The organism is Citrobacter sp. Igbk 17 (assembly GCF_028069775.1).
Lineage (GTDB): Bacteria > Pseudomonadota > Gammaproteobacteria > Enterobacterales > Enterobacteriaceae > Citrobacter.
Genome location: NZ_JANEWI010000012.1, coordinates 96,719 through 117,089, shown reverse-complemented (window position 1 = coordinate 117,089; position 20,371 = coordinate 96,719). Strand labels below are relative to the sequence as shown.

18 protein-coding genes are annotated in these 20,371 nt (G+C 51.9%); 5 read left to right on the top strand and 13 right to left on the bottom strand.

Going from position 1 to position 20,371, the window contains the following annotated elements:
• Positions 1–153 precede the first annotated feature (153 nt).
• Positions 154–438, bottom strand: a complete 285-nt coding sequence (locus tag NNO08_RS09790; protein WP_271456636.1) for a DUF2574 family protein — start codon at positions 436–438, stop codon at positions 154–156.
• 276 nt (positions 439–714) lie between these two features.
• On the bottom strand, positions 715–1,824 hold the full coding sequence (gene apbC / locus NNO08_RS09785; RefSeq protein WP_040230634.1) for an iron-sulfur cluster carrier protein ApbC: 1,110 nt from the start codon (positions 1,822–1,824) through the stop codon (positions 715–717).
• A 164-nt stretch (positions 1,825–1,988) separates the two neighbouring features.
• Between apbC and metG the strand changes: the two genes are divergently transcribed.
• On the top strand, positions 1,989–4,022 hold the full coding sequence (gene metG / locus NNO08_RS09780) for a methionine--tRNA ligase (RefSeq protein WP_271456635.1): 2,034 nt from the start codon (positions 1,989–1,991) through the stop codon (positions 4,020–4,022).
• Positions 4,023–4,138: 116 nt separating this feature from the next.
• On the opposite strand, the gene NNO08_RS09775 is transcribed toward metG, so the two are convergent.
• The 3 genes from NNO08_RS09775 to NNO08_RS09765 are packed head-to-tail and all read right to left on the bottom strand — an operon-like array spanning position 4,139 to position 7,057.
• Complete coding sequence (locus tag NNO08_RS09775; protein ID WP_137382304.1) at positions 4,139–4,609, bottom strand: DUF1456 family protein; 471 nt, start codon at positions 4,607–4,609, stop codon at positions 4,139–4,141.
• A gap of 46 nt (positions 4,610–4,655) precedes the next feature.
• The gene (btsR, locus tag NNO08_RS09770) at positions 4,656–5,375 is read right to left on the bottom strand and encodes a two-component system response regulator BtsR (RefSeq protein ID WP_005129174.1); all 720 of its coding nucleotides are present in this window, start codon (positions 5,373–5,375) and stop codon (positions 4,656–4,658) included.
• The gene (locus NNO08_RS09765; protein ID WP_271440050.1) at positions 5,372–7,057 is read right to left on the bottom strand and encodes a sensor histidine kinase; all 1,686 of its coding nucleotides are present in this window, start codon (positions 7,055–7,057) and stop codon (positions 5,372–5,374) included. The genes btsR and NNO08_RS09765 overlap by 4 nt, the downstream gene beginning before the upstream one ends.
• Before the next feature lie 225 nt (positions 7,058–7,282).
• Between NNO08_RS09765 and mlrA the strand changes: the two genes are divergently transcribed.
• Both mlrA and NNO08_RS09755 read left to right on the top strand, forming a co-directional pair.
• Positions 7,283–8,014 carry an HTH-type transcriptional regulator MlrA gene (gene mlrA / locus NNO08_RS09760; RefSeq protein ID WP_271440051.1) on the top strand — a complete coding sequence of 244 codons (732 nt, stop codon included), beginning with the start codon at positions 7,283–7,285 and terminating at the stop codon, positions 8,012–8,014.
• A gap of 51 nt (positions 8,015–8,065) precedes the next feature.
• Positions 8,066–8,173 carry a protein YohO gene (locus NNO08_RS09755; protein WP_003027354.1) on the top strand — a complete coding sequence of 36 codons (108 nt, stop codon included), beginning with the start codon at positions 8,066–8,068 and terminating at the stop codon, positions 8,171–8,173.
• Here NNO08_RS09755 and NNO08_RS09750 read toward each other — a convergent pair.
• The 5 genes from NNO08_RS09750 to bglX form a co-directional block, all read right to left on the bottom strand.
• On the bottom strand, positions 8,154–8,885 hold the full coding sequence (locus tag NNO08_RS09750; protein WP_271455268.1) for an ABC transporter permease: 732 nt from the start codon (positions 8,883–8,885) through the stop codon (positions 8,154–8,156). The two genes, NNO08_RS09755 and NNO08_RS09750, sit on opposite strands and share 20 nt — an antisense overlap.
• On the bottom strand, positions 8,869–9,816 hold the full coding sequence (locus tag NNO08_RS09745; protein ID WP_271449631.1) for an ABC transporter ATP-binding protein: 948 nt from the start codon (positions 9,814–9,816) through the stop codon (positions 8,869–8,871). Before NNO08_RS09745 ends, NNO08_RS09750 begins: the two co-directional genes overlap by 17 nt.
• A complete protein-coding gene (locus NNO08_RS09740) occupies positions 9,809–11,002 on the bottom strand; it encodes an ABC transporter permease (protein ID WP_271456634.1) in 1,194 nt (397 codons plus the stop codon). The genes NNO08_RS09745 and NNO08_RS09740 overlap by 8 nt, the downstream gene beginning before the upstream one ends.
• Positions 10,990–11,907: a glycine betaine ABC transporter substrate-binding protein OsmF gene (gene osmF / locus NNO08_RS09735; RefSeq protein ID WP_271449629.1), complete on the bottom strand. Its 918-nt coding sequence runs from the start codon at positions 11,905–11,907 to the stop codon at positions 10,990–10,992. The genes NNO08_RS09740 and osmF overlap by 13 nt, the downstream gene beginning before the upstream one ends.
• 231 nt (positions 11,908–12,138) lie before the next feature.
• Positions 12,139–14,436, bottom strand: a complete 2,298-nt coding sequence (bglX, locus tag NNO08_RS09730; RefSeq protein WP_271456633.1) for a beta-glucosidase BglX — start codon at positions 14,434–14,436, stop codon at positions 12,139–12,141.
• 232 nt (positions 14,437–14,668) lie between these two features.
• On the opposite strand from bglX, the gene dld reads away from it, so the two are divergent.
• Entirely contained in the window at positions 14,669–16,381 is a 1,713-nt protein-coding gene (gene dld / locus NNO08_RS09725) for a D-lactate dehydrogenase (protein WP_271456632.1), read from the top strand.
• 64 nt (positions 16,382–16,445) lie between these two features.
• Here the strand turns inward: dld and pbpG are convergent, their stop codons facing one another.
• Positions 16,446–17,393, bottom strand: a complete 948-nt coding sequence (pbpG, locus tag NNO08_RS09720; RefSeq protein ID WP_048211180.1) for a D-alanyl-D-alanine endopeptidase — start codon at positions 17,391–17,393, stop codon at positions 16,446–16,448.
• Between the two features lie 179 nt (positions 17,394–17,572).
• Positions 17,573–18,160, bottom strand: coding sequence for a Yip1 family protein (locus tag NNO08_RS09715; RefSeq protein WP_271456631.1), 588 nt, complete (start codon positions 18,158–18,160; stop codon positions 17,573–17,575).
• A gap of 162 nt (positions 18,161–18,322) precedes the next feature.
• Here NNO08_RS09715 and NNO08_RS09710 point away from each other — a divergent pair, with 162 nt between their 5' ends.
• The gene (locus tag NNO08_RS09710) at positions 18,323–18,898 is read left to right on the top strand and encodes a DedA family protein (RefSeq protein WP_271456630.1); all 576 of its coding nucleotides are present in this window, start codon (positions 18,323–18,325) and stop codon (positions 18,896–18,898) included.
• A gap of 30 nt (positions 18,899–18,928) precedes the next feature.
• On the opposite strand, the gene mdtQ is transcribed toward NNO08_RS09710, so the two are convergent.
• Positions 18,929–20,368 carry a multidrug resistance outer membrane protein MdtQ gene (gene mdtQ / locus NNO08_RS09705; protein ID WP_271449626.1) on the bottom strand — a complete coding sequence of 480 codons (1,440 nt, stop codon included), beginning with the start codon at positions 20,366–20,368 and terminating at the stop codon, positions 18,929–18,931.
• Between the last annotated feature and the right edge of the window lie 3 nt (positions 20,369–20,371).

The following is a 20,371-nucleotide window of genomic DNA, read 5'->3' as shown; positions in this document are numbered from 1 at the left end:
TCATTAGGCATTAATTATGTCATTAGATAAAACTAATTTATAAATGCACAATAATAATAAATAACGGAAATTAAATATAATAAAAAAAGATTAAAAAAACAGCAGCATTACAGTGAGTAAAGCTGCTGTTTAAAGAAGTAAATTTTGTCGTGGTTAATCGTAGGTATTGAGTACGATTTGTCGTTTTGTATCACCCGGCAACATAACACGTTGGGTACTGACCCCCAGGTAGTTTAGCCTTTCACTTCCTGCCGTAACCCGCGATCCGGTATCCTGACAATCATTTCGGGGTTTTTCGCCAGACATGTCTACACGGCATGTAGGCTCGACAACATGTGCAACAATTGTCAATTTTCCGTCAAGTGAATCAGAAGCAAATGCCTGCAAACTCATTCCATAAGCCAGAGTGATAATTCCCAAGAATAAACTAATTTTCATGTGTTCATTATTCCTGTAAGGGGTCAGAAACAGCGAGCAAGCTGCTTGTCCGTTGAATTATGAGATAACTTCCCTGCTAAAACCAATTGAAATTGTAGATTGATGAGATTGGTATGATCAATTTGAATGATGCATTAAGAGGAATTATTCGGAAAAGAACACGAATTATAGTGGCATGATGAATAATATTGGGCAGTTTGTTCACTCAATATATTCACCGTATCAATATATCATTAATACGGTGAATACGTACAACACCTTTCGCATCAGAAAAAATTACACCGCGCGGAAGGCAATTTCCCCCGGAATAACCTCTCCCTGCCAGTAGAGCTGGGCGGCGACACGGCCGGCCAGATCGCGATAAATCGCGGTAAACTCACTGTCAGGACGACTGATAACCGTCGGCATACCGCGGTCGAGATCTTCACGCAAGGAAATATGCAGCGGCATCTGCCCCAGCAGTTGGGTGTGATATTGCTCAGCCAGCTTTTGTGCGCCACCCGTGCCGAAAATCGGTTCATGATGACCGCAGTTGCTGCAAATATGCATGCTCATATTTTCAACAATACCCAGCACCGGTACTTCCACTTTTTCGAACATCACGATGCCTTTTTTCGCATCGATAAGCGCAATGTCCTGCGGCGTGGTGACCACGACCGCACCCGTTACCGGGATGTTCTGCGCCAGCGTCAGCTGAATGTCACCGGTGCCCGGCGGCATATCCAGAACCAGATAATCAAGATCCGGCCATAAGGTCTCTTGCAGCATTTGTAACAACGCCTTGCTGGCCATTGGTCCACGCCACACCATCGCATTGTCATCGGTTACCAGATATCCAATGGAATTGGTTGCCAGACCATGAGACATAATCGGCGCCATATGGGTGCCATCTGGCGAGGTTGGGCGCTGATTTTCCGCACCGAGCATGGTCGGAATGGACGGACCATAAATGTCGGCATCCAGAATACCTACTTTCGCCCCTTCGGCTGCCAGCGCCAGAGCCAGGTTCACCGCAGTAGAGGATTTACCCACACCACCTTTGCCGGAACTCACGGCAATGATGTTTTTCACACCATTAATACCCGGCTGGTTTTTCACACGCTTCAGCGTCGCAATGTTATGCGACAGCTTCCAGTCAATGGCTTTAGCACCGGTAATACGTAGTAAATCGGCACTGCATTGCTCTTTTAATGCCTCAAACGCGCTGTGCCATACGAATGGCATGACCAGCTCAACGTGCAACGTGTCGTCCATCCAGGCGACATGATGCAACGCTTTCAGCGTCGTCAGATTATGCTTCAGGGTTGAATGCTGAAAATTCGCCAGCGTCCCAGCGACCATGGCGCGCAGGGTTTCTGGTGATTTGGCCTGGGATTGTGCGTTCATCCCGACTCCTTTTTGTTGTTCTGAAAGTACAATAGTCACCAGGTAGTTTACTCCAACCGCAACAATTATTCATTTACGGATAAATGCCCTTATCGCTTGGCGCAGTAATTACCATTTTGGTACTATCAAAGCCCTTTTCACTACAAAAGAAGTAATTGCCCACTATGACTCAAGTCGCGAAGAAAATTCTGGTAACGTGCGCGCTGCCGTACGCCAACGGCTCAATCCACCTCGGCCATATGCTGGAGCACATCCAGGCTGATGTCTGGGTCCGTTACCAGCGAATGCGCGGCCACCAGGTTAACTTCATCTGCGCGGACGACGCACACGGTACGCCAATCATGCTGAAAGCACAGCAGCTTGGGATCACACCAGAGCAGATGATCGGTGAAATGAGTCAGGAGCATCAGACTGATTTTGCGGGTTTCGACATCAGCTATGACAACTATCACTCAACGCACAGCGAAGAGAACCGTGAACTGTCTGAACTGATTTACACGCGCCTGAAGGAGAACGGTTTTATTAAGAACCGCACCATCTCCCAGCTTTACGATCCGGAAAAAGGCATGTTCCTGCCGGATCGTTTTGTCAAAGGCACCTGCCCGAAATGTAAGTCTCCGGACCAGTACGGCGATAACTGTGAAGTGTGCGGCGCAACCTACAGCCCGACCGAACTTATCGAGCCGAAATCCGTTGTTTCCGGTGCGACACCGGTAATGCGTGACTCCGAGCACTTCTTCTTCGATCTGCCGTCGTTCAGCGAAATGCTGCAGGCGTGGACGCGCAGCGGCGCGTTGCAGGAACAAGTAGCGAATAAAATGCAGGAGTGGTTTGAATCCGGCCTGCAGCAGTGGGATATTTCCCGCGATTCACCGTACTTCGGTTTTGAAATTCCGAATGCGCCGGGTAAGTATTTTTATGTCTGGCTGGATGCGCCAATTGGTTATATGGGTTCGTTCAAAAACCTGTGTGACAAACGTGGCGACACCGCCAGCTTTGATGAGTACTGGAAGAAAGACTCCGATGCTGAGCTGTATCACTTCATCGGTAAAGATATCGTCTACTTCCACAGCCTGTTCTGGCCTGCCATGCTGGAAGGCAGCAACTTCCGCAAACCGACTAACCTGTTCGTTCACGGGTATGTCACAGTAAACGGCGCGAAGATGTCCAAGTCTCGCGGTACCTTCATTAAAGCCAGCACCTGGCTGAAACACTTTGATGCCGACAGCCTGCGTTACTACTACACCGCGAAACTCTCTTCGCGCATTGATGATATCGACCTGAACCTGGAAGATTTTGTTCAGCGTGTTAACGCCGATATCGTCAACAAAGTAGTGAACCTGGCTTCCCGTAACGCAGGATTTATTGCGAAACGCTTTGACGGCATTCTTGCCGCCGAACTGGCCGATCCGGCACTGTACAAAACCTTTACCGACGCAGCTGCAGTCATCGGCGAAGCGTGGGAAAGCCGCGAATTCGGTAAAGCAATCCGCGAAATTATGGCGCTGGCCGACGTAGCGAATCGCTATGTTGACGAACAGGCACCATGGGTTGTGGCTAAACAGGAAGGCCGTGACGCCGACCTGCAGGCAATTTGCTCCATGGGTATTAACCTGTTCCGCGTCCTGATGACGTACCTGAAACCGGTACTGCCGACGCTTGCTGAACGTGTTGAGGCATTCCTGAACAGCGACCTGACCTGGGATTCCATTGAGCAACCGCTGCTCGGTCACAAGGTCAACACCTTTAAGGCCCTCTATAACCGTATCGACATGAAGCAAGTTGAAGCGCTGGTGGAAGCGTCCAAAGAAGAAGTGAAAGCCGCAGCCGCTCCGGCGACCGGCCCGTTAGCGGATGACCCTATCCAGGACACCATCACCTTTGACGATTTCGCCAAAGTTGATCTGCGCGTGGCGCTGATTGAAAACGCCGAGTTCGTGGAAGGTTCCGACAAACTGCTGCGTCTGACGTTGGATCTCGGTGGTGAGAAACGTAACGTCTTCTCCGGTATTCGCTCTGCCTACCCGGACCCGCAAGCCCTGATTGGCCGCCAGACTATTATGGTGGCGAACCTGGCTCCGCGTAAGATGCGTTTCGGTATCTCTGAAGGGATGGTAATGGCAGCAGGCCCTGGCGGAAAAGATATCTTCCTGTTAAGCCCGGATAACGGTGCTAAACCTGGTCAGCAGGTGAAATAACAATAGAGCCGGAGATAATCTCCGGCTTTTTTTTGTTTTTTTTCAGGCTGGCGGCTTCGCCTAACCCGGTCTTCAAATCCCGTAGCCCCTGCAAGCGCAGCGCCACTGGGCAAAAATCACGACTTCGCCTTATGTACTCGCGCAGTTAAACCACGCAAGAAATAACGCAAGAATTGATCGCCACATTCGCGATAGTTCTTATGATCCGGTGCACGCATCATTGCGGTGATTTCCGGCATTGATACGCGAAATTTCTGTTCGGTCATGATGGCCAGAATATCATCGGTTTTCAGTGAAAACGCGATGCGCAGTTTTTTCAGCACCGTATTGTTGTTAACACGACGTTCAATCGCCAGTTCCGGCGCAGAATCATCTTTTCCACGCAGATGGTAGATAAGACCGTTCAGGAAACCGGAGAGGATGATATCCGGGCAGCGAACAAACCCGTCTTCATCCTCTTTCGTCATCCAGGTGTCGAAACCTGCCGAGGTGGCTTCCATCTCAGCAAGCGCAAGAATGCGCACCATGTCGTTATTGTTCGCTTTCAGGGTGTAGCGCAGGCTACGAAGAATATCGTTACTTAGCATAGAGCCTTCAACTGTCGGTGATGCAATGGCGCGCAGTGTACCAGTTTTACAGGCCAATCGCCTCTTTTAGACTTTTGAGGTAACGACGGCTCACCGGGACAGTCAGTCCGTTACGCAAAATCAGCTCAGCCTGGCCATTATCTTCCAGACGGATTTCCTGCAAATGGGCCATGTTGACCAGGTATTGTCGGTGGCAGCGCAGCAGCGGAGTACGGCTCTCCAGTGTTCTAAGCGTCAGCTCGGTGAATCCTTCTTTGCCATCGCTACTGGTCACATAAACGCCGCTCATACGACTGCTGACAAACGCCACATCATCCATTTGCAGCAGATAGATTCGGCTATGACCACTGCATGGAATGAACTTAAGCGCCTGCTGATGTTCCGGCAGTAACGACACATCCTGCTTCGTGCGCTCCTGACGTAAACGGATCAGCGTTTTCTCCAGCCGCGTTTCTTCAATCGGCTTAAGCAGATAATCAAAGGCATGCTCTTCAAAGGCTTTCACGGCATATTCATCAAAAGCGGTGAGAAAAACGATATATGGGCGATGCTCGGGGTCAAGCATACCCACCATTTCCAATCCGCTAATACGCGGCATCTGAATATCGAGGAACAGCACATCCGGGCGCAGCTTATGTACTGCACCAATGGCCTCTACCGCATTCGAACACTCTCCGACTATCTCGATGTCGCTTTGCTCCTGTAACAGGATCCGCAGATTCTCCCGCGCTAACGGTTCATCATCGACAATCAGCACTTTGATCATGCCAGTTCCTCCAGGGGAAGTCGTAAAGTAATTCGGGTAAAGAGGTCAGGCTCACAGGCTACGCTGATACCAAAATCATCGCCAAACCGTTCCCGCAGGCGTTTGTCCACCAGACTCATTCCAAGCCCACTGGACTCCGTCGTGGGCTGATACAGCCCGGCATTATCTTCAATATCCAGCATCAGATACTGCCCTTCCTGACGAGCAGTGATAGAGACTTCTCCGGTATCAAGTAGCTGGGAAGTGCCATGCTTAATCGCATTCTCGACTATCGGTTGCAGAGTAAACGCAGGCAATTGCTGATGCGCAAGCGCTTCCGGGACCGTTAAGGTCACCTGCAGGCGGGACTGGAATCGTGCCTTTTCAATTTGTAGATAGGCATTTACGTGTTCTATTTCATCAGCCAGCGTCACAATTTCCGACGGGCGTTTTAAATTCTTACGAAAGAAAGTCGAGAGATATTGCACCAATTGGCTGGCCTGTTCGCTGTCACGACGGATCACGGCTTTGATCGTATTCAACGCGTTAAACAGAAAATGGGGATTAACTTGAGCGTGCAGAAGTTTGATTTCTGACTGCGTCAGCATCGCTTTTTGTCGCTCATATTGGCCGGCCAGGATTTGCGCGGAAAGCAACTGGGCGATCCCTTCCCCCAGCGTGCGGTTAATTGAGCTAAAGAGACGGTTTTTGGCTTCATACAGTTTAATCGTCCCCATCACCCGCTGGTTTTCACCACGCAACGGGATCACCAGCGTCGACCCTAATTTGCATTGCGGATGCAGTGAACAGCGATAAGGCACTTCGTTACCGTCGGCATACACAACTTCTCCGGTTTCAATCGCCCGTTGGGTGTATGAAGAGGATATGGGCTTGCCTGGCAGGTGATGGTCATCACCAATACCGGTAAAGGCCAACAACTTCTCGCGGTCAGTAATCGCCACCGCACCGATATCCAACTCTTCATACAGCACCTGAGCAACCTTCATGCTGTTAACCTCATTAAATCCCTGTCGCAGAATCCCCTCCGTAGAGGCGGCAACTTTTAGCGCAGTGGCAGAAAACGCCGAGGTGTATTTTTCAAACATCGCACGTTTGTCGAGCAGAATACGCATAAACAACGCAGCACCAACGGTATTGGTCACCATCATCGGTGCGGCAATGTTACTGACCAGGTGCAATGCATTCTCAAAGGGACGCGCAATCAGCAAAATGATGAGCATCTGCACCAGTTCGGCAACAAAGGTAATCGCGCCAGCCGTCAGCGGACTAAACACTTTATCAGTACGGCCCCGTCGAGTAAGTACACTGTGTACCAGCCCTCCAAGCAGGCCTTCCACTATGGTCGAAATCATGCAACTGAGTGCCGTCATGCCCCCCATCGAATAGCGATGAAGACCGCCGGTCAGGCCAACCAGTCCCCCAACAACAGGCCCGCCAAGTAGCCCGCCCATCACCGCGCCGATGGCACGGGTGTTTGCAATGGAGTCTTCAATATGCAGCCCAAAGTAGGTGCCCATAATGCAAAAGATGGAGAAGGTGACGTAGCACAGAAGTTTGTGCGGCAGTCGGATAGTGACCTGCATCAGCGGGATAAACAGGCGCGTCTTGCTCATTAGCCACGCGATAACGAGAAACACGCACATCTGCTGAAGCAGCAGCAACACCAGATTAAACTCGTACATACCCGCCAACCACACATTTCTTAAAAGCGCGTAACATACATGGGCTGCGCGTAACTTTCTTTGAACTGTTGCAAAAAAACAGGAATTTGTGAGAACGATCACTCGAAAGCGCGAATATGACGACAATCCCACCCTTCTTCTGATCAAAAAACAGACAAAACTACCTGGTTCGCAAAAGAGCGTCTAAAGTAAAACTGGGACCTCGCGAGCAAGAGTGAGACAACGATGGCGCTTTACACGATAGGTGAAGTGGCTTTGCTTTGTGATATCAACCCTGTCACTTTACGTGCATGGCAGAGGCGTTACGGATTACTAAAACCTCAGCGTACAGACGGGGGGCATCGCCTGTTTAACGATGCGGACATTGACAGGATCCGTGAGATAAAACGCTGGATAAATAATGGCGTTCAGGTCAGTAAAGTTAAAATGTTACTCAGCAATGAGAACATTGATGTGCATAACGGCTGGCGTGAGCAACAAGAAACGCTATTGAGCTATTTGCAAAGTAACAATCTGCACAGCCTCAGGTTGTGGATCAAAGAGCGTGGTCAGGATTACCCTGCGCAAACGCTCAATACACATTTGTTCATTCCCTTACGCCGACGTCTGCAATGTCAGCAGCCCATTCTCCAGGCGCTATTGGGGATCCTTGACGGTGTGCTCATCAATTATATTGCGATTTGCCTTGCCTCGGCGCGTAAAAAACAGGGTAAAGATGCCCTGGTGGTCGGCTGGAATATCCACGATACCACCCGCTTATGGCTGGAAGGTTGGGTCGCCAGCCAGCAAGGATGGCGTGTTGATGTACTGGCCCACTCGCTCAATCAGCTACGGCCTGAGCTGTTTGAAGGGCGCACCCTACTCGTCTGGTGTGGAGAGAACCAAACCCCTGCACAACACCAACAACTGGAAGAGTGGCGCGCGTTAGGTCACGATATTTATCCACTCGGTATTTAATATTTTATTAACAAACGTGTACAATCCTTATATTCACATAAGGAGTACAAAATGAGCGCAGCTAAAATCGGTGTTATAACCCTCTTCCTGCTGATGGCTATCGGTGGTATCGGCGGCGTAATGCTGGCAGGTTATACTTTTATTTTACGTGCCGGGTAAGGTAGTACGCTAATCGCTCAAACCCGCGATCGATAATGACTGCGGCCAATGCGACCAGCAGCGCCCCCTGGATCACATAGGCGGTATTAAACCCGCTTAACCCAATGATAATCGGTGTTCCCAGCGTATTCGCACCAACGGTAGAGGCTATCGTTGCGGTGCCAATATTAATAATCACTGACGTGCGAATCCCGGCCAGAATAACCGGCGCCGCGAGCGGAAGTTCGACTTTACGTAGCCGCTGCCCATGACTCATGCCCATCCCGCTGGCAATATCTATTACGCTGGCAGAGATCCCTCCCAGCCCTGCCAGCGTTGCCTGTAAGATCGGTAACACCCCATACAGGATCAGCGCGATAATCGCAGGCTCCGAGCCAAACCCCATCACCGGCACGGCGATCGCCAGCACCGCGACCGGCGGAAAAGTTTGCCCCACTGCGGCAATTGTTTCGACCAAAGGTCTGAACTCTACTCCCCATGAGCGGGTTACCGCTACACCTGCCCCAACCCCAATAATGACAGCAATCAGGCTTGAAATACCCACCAGCGTGAAATGCGCCAACGCCAGCGCCGTAAAGCTCTCTTGCTGATAAACAGGACGCGGCAATTGGGGAAACAACGCGCTGAACAGTGCCTGGCTGTGGGGCAATCCCACCAGCAACACCAGGAACAGCGCAATGAGCCACAGCAGAGGATCAAGCAGATGTTTCACAGTGCGGTGCCTCCGAAAGCAGATCGTGAAAATGCAGCGTACCGCGGGCCGCACCCTGAGCATTAACTACCGGCAACACATCACAGCCCCGGGCGACAAAAACAGATAGCGCATCACGTAACGTCATCTCGTCCACCAACGGCTCACCGGCCAACTGTTCACCACGACGGGTAAAATCCCCCACCGTGCGCAGTGACAGCAGTCTTACACCCAGTTCACTGTGGCCAAAAAAGGTCTGCACGAAATCATTAGCAGGCGCAGTCAACATCGACAGCGGCGTGCCTTGCTGTACCACCTTGCCCGCATCCATTAACACCAGGTGCTCCGCCAGTCTCAGCGCTTCATCAATATCATGCGTCACCAACACGATGGTTCGACCCAACAGACGATGGATACGGGTCATCTCCTGCTGTAGCGCACTGCGTGTTACCGGGTCCAGCGCGCCAAAAGGTTCGTCCATCAGCAGTACCTGAGGGTCAGCCGCCAGCGCACGAGCCACACCGACTCGCTGCTGTTGACCACCGGAAAGCTGATGCGGATAACGGTGACGCAAATCCGCTTCCAGCCCCAGTAACGCCATCAGTTCTTCTGTTCGGTCATCAATACGCGCACGTGACCACTTTTGCAGCTGTGGTACGGTGGCAATGTTCTGGGCGACAGTCCAGTGTGGAAACAAACCAATCGACTGGATGGCATAGCCCATGCGTCGTCTTAATTCCAGCACCGGCAGGCTACGGATCTCTTCCCCGGCAAAACGGATCTGACCACTGTCATGCTCGACCAGCCGGTTGATCATTTTCAGCGTGGTGGACTTCCCCGAACCGGAGGTCCCGATTAATACCGAAAAGCTCCCTTCGCCTAAATGCAGATTGAGATCGCTCACGGCCTGTTGCTGGTTATAGGTTTTATTGACATGGCTAAATTCAATCATCGTTTGTCACCTTCAGCAGCGCTAAGCCTAAATCAAACAGCGCATCAATCAGCACTGCCAGTACCACCACCGGAATCACGCCCAGTAGCACTAAATCAACGGCGCTACTGAGCAGTCCCTGAAAGACCAGCGCGCCAAACCCGCCTGCACCAATCAATGCGGCAATGACCGCCATCCCCACCGTCTGAACCATCACCACCCGCAAACTGCGCAGGAAAATGGGTAGCGCTAACGGAAGTTGCACCGAAATAAAACGCTGACGCGCACTCATCCCCATAGCACGCGCACTTTCCAGCACATCACGCGGAACCTGATTCAGCCCGGCCACCACGCCACGAACCAATGGCAATAATGCATACAGCACCAGCGCAATCAGTGCGGGCGTCAGCCCCGTTCCCGCTACACCGAGCGAGCTAAGCCACGGGAAATGCTTAACCAGTCCGGCAAGCGGCGCTATCAACAAGCCAAACAATGCGACGGAGGGGATCGTCTGGATGATATTCAGCACGGCAAATATTGGCCCCTGACGCGCAGCAGAAAAGGTGCACCAGATACCCAGCGGCACGCCAATACACAGCGCAGGCACCACAGTACCGAACAGAATAGTCAGGTGCTGCGACAGAGCATCATCAAAGACATCCTGGCGGTTGGCATATTCTTTGAGCAAAGAAAGATCGTTAAGGGTACCGGACAGCAACAGCACCACTGGCACAATGACAATTTGCGCATGCAGTACCCAGCGCCACAGCGGCTGAGCGGTGATACGCCGAATGGCGTCACTGCCAGCCAGCAACAGCACCCCTACCCCAAGCCAGAAACCGCTCCCCAGGCTGGTTCTGGCGACAGCAGTTCCCGTCTGAGCCAGATGCGTTGCCGTTTTCCCGGCCATAAACAACGCCGCAATCACCAGTAAATGGACAACAACCAGCGTCAATACATTGCCGGATTTACCGGGTATGAAGCAGAGAGCCACGAGCAGTAAAAATGTCGCCGCCAGTCCCCACGCCATGTGGGGCCAGACCTCCCAGAGTTGGCGACCTTCACCGGAAACCAGACGATTAGGGGCATAGCTGATGAAAGGAAGCGCGGCTGCGGCCGCGGTCAGAACCACCAGCAGCAACAGCACCCAATTAACTGATATCTTTGACACAACACTCACCTGCTGCAAATCCGTTACTTCACCCATCCTTTTTGCTTCAGGTAATCTGCAGCGACTTTTTTCGCATCCAGCCCCTCAACGGCGATACTGGCGTTGAGCCGCTGCAGCGTTTTTTCATCCAGACTGGCAAAGACCGGCTGTAGCCATTCCCCCATTTGCGGGTACGCCTTGAGTACCACGTCACGCACGACGGGCGCAGGTGCGTAAATGGGCTGAACCCCTTTGGGATCGCTTAATGTTTGCAGCCCCAGCGCAGCAACAGGGCCATCGGTTCCGTAAGCCATTGCGGCATTAACGCCGGAGGTCTGCTGCGCCGCAGCTTTAATTGTCACCGCAGTGTCGCCCCCTGCCAGTGACAACAATTGGTTCTGATTGAGCTTGAAGTCATACGCTTTTTCAAAGGCGGGCAGTGCGTCTGCACGTTCAATAAACTCGGCGGAGGCCGCCAGTTTGAACGCCCCCCCCTCTTTCAGGTAGCGGCCTAAATCCGCAAGAGAGACAAGTTTGTTTTTTTCAGCGATATCCTGACGTACTGCAATAGTCCAGGTATTGTTGGCTGGCGCAGGCGTAAGCCAGATCAGTTTATTTTGCTCAGCGTCCAGTTTTTTCACTTTCTCGAAACCTGCCTGCGCATTTTTCCACGCGGGGTCGTTTTCATCTTTAAAAAAGAACGCGCCATTGCCGGTATATTCCGGATAAATATCCAGCTCACCGGAAGTGATGGCCCCACGCACCACGGGCGTCGTGCCCAGTTGAACTTTATTGACCGTTTTCACGCCGTGGCTTTCAAGCACCTGCAAAATAATATTGCCGAGCAGCGCCCCTTCGGTATCAATTTTTGACCCCACAGTGACGGGTGATGCGGCCTGTAAAGGCAAGCTTATCGTGGCCAGCAACGCCAGCGAACCCACCCATACCTTTGAGATTATCATGCTACTCTCCTCATCCTTTTGCTGCCCTTTTCAGAGACTTGAGGAAAAAGCATAGTTGAAAAATCCAGTCTTAACCTGGCTATTGGGGGGTAACACCGAGCGTTATTAGCGGTACGACGAGAACAAAATAAAAAAATCCGGTAAACCCAACGTGAATTTACCGGATGATACGATTTCGCAGGCCTGATAAGCGTAGCGCTATCAGGCACTGTCGGTGGCTTTATTCACCCATTACAGCAATTCAAACTCGCCCTGCTTCACTCTGGCGGAGTCCACGCCGATAAAGACGTTAAATTTGCCCGGCTCCGCATCGTATTTCATCTGCTGGTTCCAGAACTTCAGCGCATCAATATCAATAGGGAAACTGACGGTCTGGGTTTCACCTGGCTTGAGGTTCACTTTCTCAAAGCCTTTCAGCTGTTTGACCGGCCGACTCATCGAGGCCGTCACATCCTGTAAATACATCTGAATGACTGTCGCACCTTCACGCTTGCCGGTATTGGTTACCTGCACGCTGGCAGTCACTGTTCCGTCACGTTTCATTGTCGGTGCAGAGAGCTTCACATCAGACACGGTAAACGTGGTGTAGCTCAGACCATAGCCAAAGGGATACAACGGACCATTCGCTTCATCAAAGTAGCGCGATGTATATTTGTTCGGCTTATCGGCGTTATACGGGCGACCAGTATTAAGATGGCTGTAATAGACCGGGATCTGCCCCACCGATCGTGGGAAAGACATCGGTAGCTTACCTGACGGGTTATAATCGCCAAACAGCACATCAGCAATGGCGTTACCCCCTTCGGTCCCGGCAAACCAGGTCTCGAGGATCGCATCAGCCTGCTGATCTTCCTTCACCAATGCCAGTGGACGACCGTTCATCAGCACCAGCACCAGCGGTTTCCCGGTTGCTTTCAGCGCAGCAATCAGATCACGCTGGCTTTGCGGGATAGTGATATCGGTTCGACTAGAGGCTTCATGCGCCATCCCCTGCGCTTCACCCACTACCGCAACAACCACGTCAGACTGTTTCGCCGCGTTAACGGCTTCATCAATCATCGCCTGCGGCGAGCGTGGGTCAACTTTCACCGCCTCTTCGTACAGGTTAAGGAAGTCAACAATACCTTTATCGTTGGTGATATTCGCCCCTTTGGCGTAGACCACTTTACCTTTATCACCCAGGGCATTTTTAATGCCTGTCAGCACCGTGACAGACTGTTCGGCAACACCCGCCGCAGACCAGCTACCCATGACATCACGTTTGCTGTCTGCTAACGGTCCGACAACTGCCACGGTTGCTGTTTTTTTCAGTGGCAATGTTTCCAGACGGTTTTTCAGCAATACCAGGCTTTCACGCGCCACGTCACGGGCTTCTTTGCGATGCAAACGGCTTTCAGCATTGGTATCTTGTGGGTCAGAGTCTTTCGCCCCCAGGTGGCTGTACGGGTCGTTAAACAGACCCATATCATATTTTACATTCAGTACATGGCGCGCGGCATCGTCGAGCTCCGCCATCGTAACCTTGCCCGACTTAATCAGTCCCGGCAGATACTTACTGTAATATTCATCGCTCATGCTCATGTTAATACCGGACGTGATCGCCACGCGCACAGCATCTTCAGGGTCGGACGCGGTTCCATGCTTAATCAATTCTTTAATTGCGCCGTGATCGGAAACCGTTATGCCTTTAAAGCCCCACTTATCGCGCAGCACGTCTTTGAGCAGCCAGGCATCAGAGGTGGCAGGCGTCCCATTCAGTGAATTAAGCCCCACCATCACCGCACCGCTACCGGCATCCAGTCCGGCCTTGTACGGCGGCATGTAGTCGTTAAATAAACGCTGCGGACTCATATCCACAGTGTTGTACTCTTTACCGCCCTCAACGGCGCCATAAGCAGCGAAGTGCTTGACGCTGGTCATCACTGAATAGCGATCGGCCGGGCTTTTCCCCTGCATCGCTTCCACCATGGTTTTGCCCATGATGGCAGTTAAATACGTATCTTCACCAAAACCTTCGGACGCACGGCCCCAACGCGGATCGCGGGAGACATCAACCATCGGCGCCCAGGTCATATTCAGACCATCGTCTGCGGCTTCATACGCAGAAATTCGGCCAACTGTTCTGACCGCATCAAGGTTAAAAGAGGATGCCAGGCCAAGGCTTATCGGAAACACGGTACGTTGACCGTGAAGCACGTCATAGGCGAAAAAGAGAGGGATTTTCAGGCGGCTGAGTTCCATAACCTGATCCTGCATCTTACGGATATCCTGGCGAGTGACGGTGTTAAAAATCGCCCCTACCTGTCCGTCTTTGATCATCTCACGGATGGCTTCTTTCGGGTTATCAGGTCCAACGCTTATCAAACGCAATTGCCCAATTTTCTCATCCACGGTCATCTGTTTGAGTAAATCGGTCACAAACGCATCCCGCGCTTCAGGCGTCAGTGGATGGTTACCAAACAAGGTGTCCGCCAGCGCTGGTTGCAACGCCAGGCCCACCGCGACACCTACAGAACATAGCCATTTCATGTTGATTCTCTCTTAATTTCTACCCGACGAGGCAGCGAAAATATAACAAAAACCGCAGCTTGCCGTAAGCCTAAACGGGAGCGGGGAAGAAAGCTAAGGATATTCTCTGAATTTTCAAAACCAGCATGAATCAGTGGGATACAACACAGAGACAATGCGAATGAGAAAGCGTATTGTCATACATAGCGCTATGCTTGTTCCTGATATTGAGTCCCACCACAAGGAGTGGAGAATGTCTTCCATTACAACAACTGATAATAAAGCGTTTCTGACTGAATTGACCCGACTGGTCGGCCATTCACACCTGCTCACCGAACCGGCCAAAACTGCCCGTTATCGTAAAGGCTTCCGCTCGGGCCAGGGCGATGCGCTCGCCGTCGTTTTCCCTGGATCGCTATTAGAACTGTGGCGTGTCCTCAGCGCCTGCGTCTCGGCTGACAAAATAATCCTGATGCAAGCCGCCAATACCGGTCTGACCGAAGGCTCTACGCCTAGCGGCAATGATTACGATCGCGACATCGTTATCATCAGTACTCTGCGCCTCGATAAGCTGCACGTCATCGGCAACGGTGAACAGGTGCTGGCTTATCCCGGTACGACACTGTATTCACTGGAAAAGGCGCTCAAACCTTTTGGCCGTGAACCGCATTCGGTGATCGGCTCTTCCTGTATCGGTGCTTCCGTGATCGGCGGTATCTGCAACAACTCTGGCGGCTCGCTGGTACAACGTGGTCCGGCATACACAGAAATGTCGCTCTTTGCACGTATTGATGAGCAGGGCAAGTTACAGCTGGTCAACCATCTGGGTATCGAGCTGGGTCAAACGCCGGAGCAGATCCTCAGTAAACTCGACGACGAGCGGATCAAAGATGATGATGTCCAGCACGATGGGCGTCACGCACACGATCATGATTACGTCACCCGCGTCAGAGATATTGAGGCCGATACGCCGGCACGCTATAACGCAGACCCTGAGCGTTTGTTTGAATCTTCTGGTTGCGCCGGAAAGCTTGCGGTGTTCGCCGTGCGCCTGGATACCTTTGAGGCTGAGAAAAACCAGCAGGTATTTTATATCGGTACCAACCAGCCAGAAGTGCTGACAGAAATCCGCCGTCATATTCTGGCCAAATTTGAGCATCTGCCGGTCGCCGGTGAATATATGCACCGCGATATTTACGACATTGCTGAGCAATACGGCAAAGATACGTTTCTGATGATCGACAAACTCGGCACTGACAAAATGCCGTTTTTCTTTACGCTGAAAGGCCGCACCGATGCGATGCTGGAAAAAGTGAAAATTTTCCGCCCGCACTTTACCGACCGGGCGATGCAGAAGTTTGGTCATTTATTCCCCAGCCATTTACCGGCACGGATGAAAAGCTGGCGTGATAAATACGAACATCACCTGCTGTTAAAAATGGCCGGTGGCGGTGTAGCGGAAGCACAGAGTTGGCTGACTGAGTTTTTCAAAACCGCAGAAGGTGATTTCTTTGCCTGTACGCCGGAAGAAGGTAGCAAGGCCTTTTTGCACCGCTTCGCAGCGGCGGGCGCGGCCATTCGATATCAGGCCGTCCATGCGGATGAGGTGGAGGATATACTGGCACTGGATATTGCGCTGCGCCGTAACGATACCGAATGGTATGAGCACCTGCCGCCAGAAATAGACAGCAAGCTGGTGCATAAGCTCTACTACGGCCACTTCATGTGCTATGTCTTCCATCAGGATTACATCGTGAAGAAAGGTGTGGATGCTCACGAACTGAAAGAGCAAATGCTGGTGTTACTGCGTGAGCGCGGGGCGCAATATCCTGCAGAACATAACGTGGGGCATCTGTATAAAGCACCAGAAACATTGACGCGTTTTTATCGCGAGAACGACCCGACCAACAGTATGAATCCAGGTATTGGTAAAACCAGTAAGCAGAAGTACTGGAAAGAGTCGTAGGCCCGATAAGCGTAAGCGCCATCGGGCACGTTGCCGGGGGCGCTTCGCTTGCCCGGCCTACGGTTTAATCGTTTTGCGCGGTTTGCTCACCTGTCGCTGAACCCGCTGCCGCCATCTGGGCGGCTTTTTGCTTTTTATAACTCAGCGCCGCGGCCGGAACAGGCATCACCTTACCGGTTTCAATCCAGGTGCGTAAACGACTGGCATCAGCAAAGTGGGTATATTTGCCAAAGGCATCCATAACCACCAGCGCTACCGGCTTGTTATTAATGACCGTACGCATCACCAGGCAGTGACCGGCGGCATTAGTAAACCCCGTTTTGGTGAGCTGAATGTTCCAGTTATCGCGGTACACCAGATGGTTGGTGTTACGGAACGGCAGCGTATAAGCCGGATTAGCAAAGGTCGCCATGTCTTCACGCGTCGTACTCAACTGACCAATCAGCGGATACTGCTTGCTGGCAATTAGCAGTTTAGTGAGATCACGCGCCGTCGAGACGTTATGAATCGATAACCCGGTCGGTTCCACGAAGCGCGTCTGGGTCATTCCCAACGACTTCGCCTTCGCATTCATCGCCTTGATAAATGCGTTATAACCGCCCGGATAGTGGTGCGCCAGGCTTGCCGCTGCGCGGTTTTCTGAGGACATCAGCGCCAGTAGCAGCATATTCTTACGACTGATCTCACTGTTCAGACGCACACGAGAGTAGATGCCTTTCATTTCCGGCGTCTGGCTGATATCAACTTTCAGTTTTTCATCCAGCGGCAGTCGTGCATCAAGCACCACCATCGCCGTCATTAATTTGGTAATCGACGCAATCGGACGCACGAGGTCCGGGTGGTTCGAATAGATAACTTTGTTGGTATTCAGATCAACTATCATCGCACTACCAGAAGCAATCTCAGGTTGAGATGCCGCTGCAGTAGTCGCCGTTTTCGCTACGGCTTGGGGTGCAAAAGGAACGGCCAGCACCAGGGCAAGACTTAATAATGAAACTCGGAATTTCAGCATGATGAGATTTCTGATAATGGTTCACGCACGTCACAACGCACACCGCCTGAAATAAGGATTATCTCAGGCTAGCTCTGGCATCATAGCGATCCGGTAGGTTTGCCGCTACAGAAGAATCATCTCGAAATGCTGCGTTGCTGACTTTTACGTCAACAACGCAGCGCAGACAGGTTGTACACCTAGAACAATCGGTAACCGTAGCCCCACAGGATCACCGTAATCGCCAGCAGAACCTCCAGCACCAGCACACCGATCGCCAGCGTTGAACTGGAAAAGCTCAACCCTTCTTCTTTAGTAATATTCAGGAACGTTGGAATACCGAGATAGAGTAAATAGCCGGTGTAAAACAGCGCGATGGTTCCCACGAGCGCACACAGCCAGACCAGCGGATACAGCGCCACCAGTCCGCTTAAAAACAGCGGCGTGGCAACATATCCGGCAAAGACCATACAATGCGCCAGCGACGGGCGTCGCGGGTAATTACGCGCCATCCACCAGATCACTCTGCCCATAATGGCCACACCCGCCAGCATCACACCGTAAAACAGAATTGCCATCGCAAATCCGGTAAACAGGGATAACTTCAGGATATTGCCGTCGCCAAAATTCCAGCCAATTTGCGTGGTGCCAATAAACGCACAAATCACCGGGATTGCCGCCATCAGCAGTACATGGTGGGTATAGTGATGCGAAACACTTTCGTTTTCGCTGTTGATCACGTGCATTTCACGATCGGGATGGGAAAACAGCCCCCAGACATGGTTCATACCGCCCCCTTCTTGTCAGCTCCGGACCTCAACACTTCAAGTATAATTCAGCTTTTGATTATTTTATGTACACATGAAAAATACCGATGCGCTGAATTACTGCTTTTCCGGCATGAACAATTCACTGGGTGTATGCTATGGAGCGAGGAGGTCATACAACGTATGGATATAACGCATTATGTTGAGCAATACGGCTATGCGGCGCTGATTATTGGCAGCCTTGCCGAAGGCGAAACCATTACCTTGCTAGGCGGTGTTGCTGCGCATCAGGGAATTCTAAAATTTCCGCTGGTGGTGCTCTCCGTTGCGTTGGGTGGGATGATTGGCGATCAGTTACTCTTTTTACTTGGGCGTCGTTATGGCGGCAAAATTTTACGTCGTTTCTCGCGTCATCGGGCAAAAATCCACTACGCGCAGAAGATGATCCAACGGCGTCCCTATCTGTTTGTGGTCGGCACGCGCTTTATGTACGGCTTTCGCGTCATTGGTCCGTTGCTGATTGGAGCCAGCCACCTGCCGCCGAAGATTTTCATCCCACTGAATATCCTGGGGGCGTTTGTCTGGGCTTTGCTGTTTACCACACTCGGCTATGTGGGTGGTGAAGTGATTGCCCCATGGTTGCATAGCCTCGACCAGCATATTAAACATGGGATCTGGTTGGTTTTGGTTATCGGCGTTGTAGTGACTGCCCGCTGGTGGATGAAACGGCGAAGTAAACGCAAAGAACAGGCAAATTGACCCGACAGCGGCTTCTGCCGGGTCAGACTATCAGGAGGCGCGGTAACCGCCGCCCAGTGCGCTGGTCAGCTGTATAGACGCATCCAGCCACTGTCCCTGTAGAACCAGACCATTAAGCTGTTCGCGTAATGCCGGAATTTTGGCCTCGCTAACCCGGGAACCCGCAATGATACCGGCGCTATATCGTGCCTGTGCAAGCCCCACGACGCGCTGTGCGTCATGTTCAATTTGCTGCTGGTGCTGGTTCTTCTGCGCCAGCGTTTCTACCTGTGATGCCGCACGCGCCACGTCATTCACCGCATCGACCACGGCCTTGTTGTAATTTGCCACCGTCAGATTGCTCTGCGCTTTCGTGATATCGAGATTCGCATTCAGTCTGCCGCTATCAAAAATAGGCAGCGTCAGTCCAGCCGTCACGCCCATCTGCTGTGCAGAATGGCGGAACAAATCGCTCAGATGTAGCGCATCCTGCTGTAAAAACGCCATCAGGTTAACGTCCGGATAGAATGCCGCTTTTGCCGCATCAATGCTGCTCAGCGTTGACTCGATGTACCAGTGTGCGGCCTGTAAATCAGGGCGGCGGGCCAGCAGCGAATAACCAAGCTGGGACGGTAGCTGGCTTTCTACCGCCGGTAGCGTTGTCGCTTTAAGCTTCATGACGGAAGATTGCGAGTTGGTCAGTGCGCTCAACCGCGCCTCTATCACCTTCATTTTGCCGCTGACATCGTTCAGTTGCTGCTCCGTTTTACTGGAGTCGATATCCGTTTCAACGCCTTCGACAGAAGAGGTAATCCCGTTTTGATACAGTTGACGATCGACGGTGATGACGTTCTGCTGCTCGTTTTTAATCTGCGTCAGCACGGTTTTCAGCGCCGCCTGCGTCTGCCACTCCCAGTACAAACGCGATACACCGCTCGCCAGTAACTGCCGAGTTTGCTCACGCTCAGCCTCACGCGCTTTCACCTCACCAATACGCGCCGCCACTTCAGCCCGGTTTTTACCCCACAGATCCAGATTCCAGCCAGCGGTTAAACCAAAGGTGCCGTTGGTGTACCATGGTCCAGTAGTGCCTGCCGCAGGATCGGTAATGGCAAACGGTCCCATTAAACCTTCTGCCGACATTCTTTGACGTTCAACGTCTGCAGAAAAATCAACCTCTGGACCATCCTGCGCCTGAACCGCTTTAGCCTGCGCTTCTGCCAGTTGAATGCGCTGTTCTGCTACCTGCATATCTGGAGAATTCTTGAGGGTACTGTCAATCAACGCATTCAGCTGTGGATCGTGATACGCCTTCCACCATTGGCTATCCGGCCAACCATTTTTTAATGCCGCAGGCAACGCGGAGTCAACGTTCACAGCGGGCGTCTGCTGTGACAGCGATTGGCGATTGTCATGCATAGGTGCACAACCGACCATCAAAATAAGCAGCGGCAAACATGCCGTTGCAACAAGAACAGAGTTACGATTCATGGG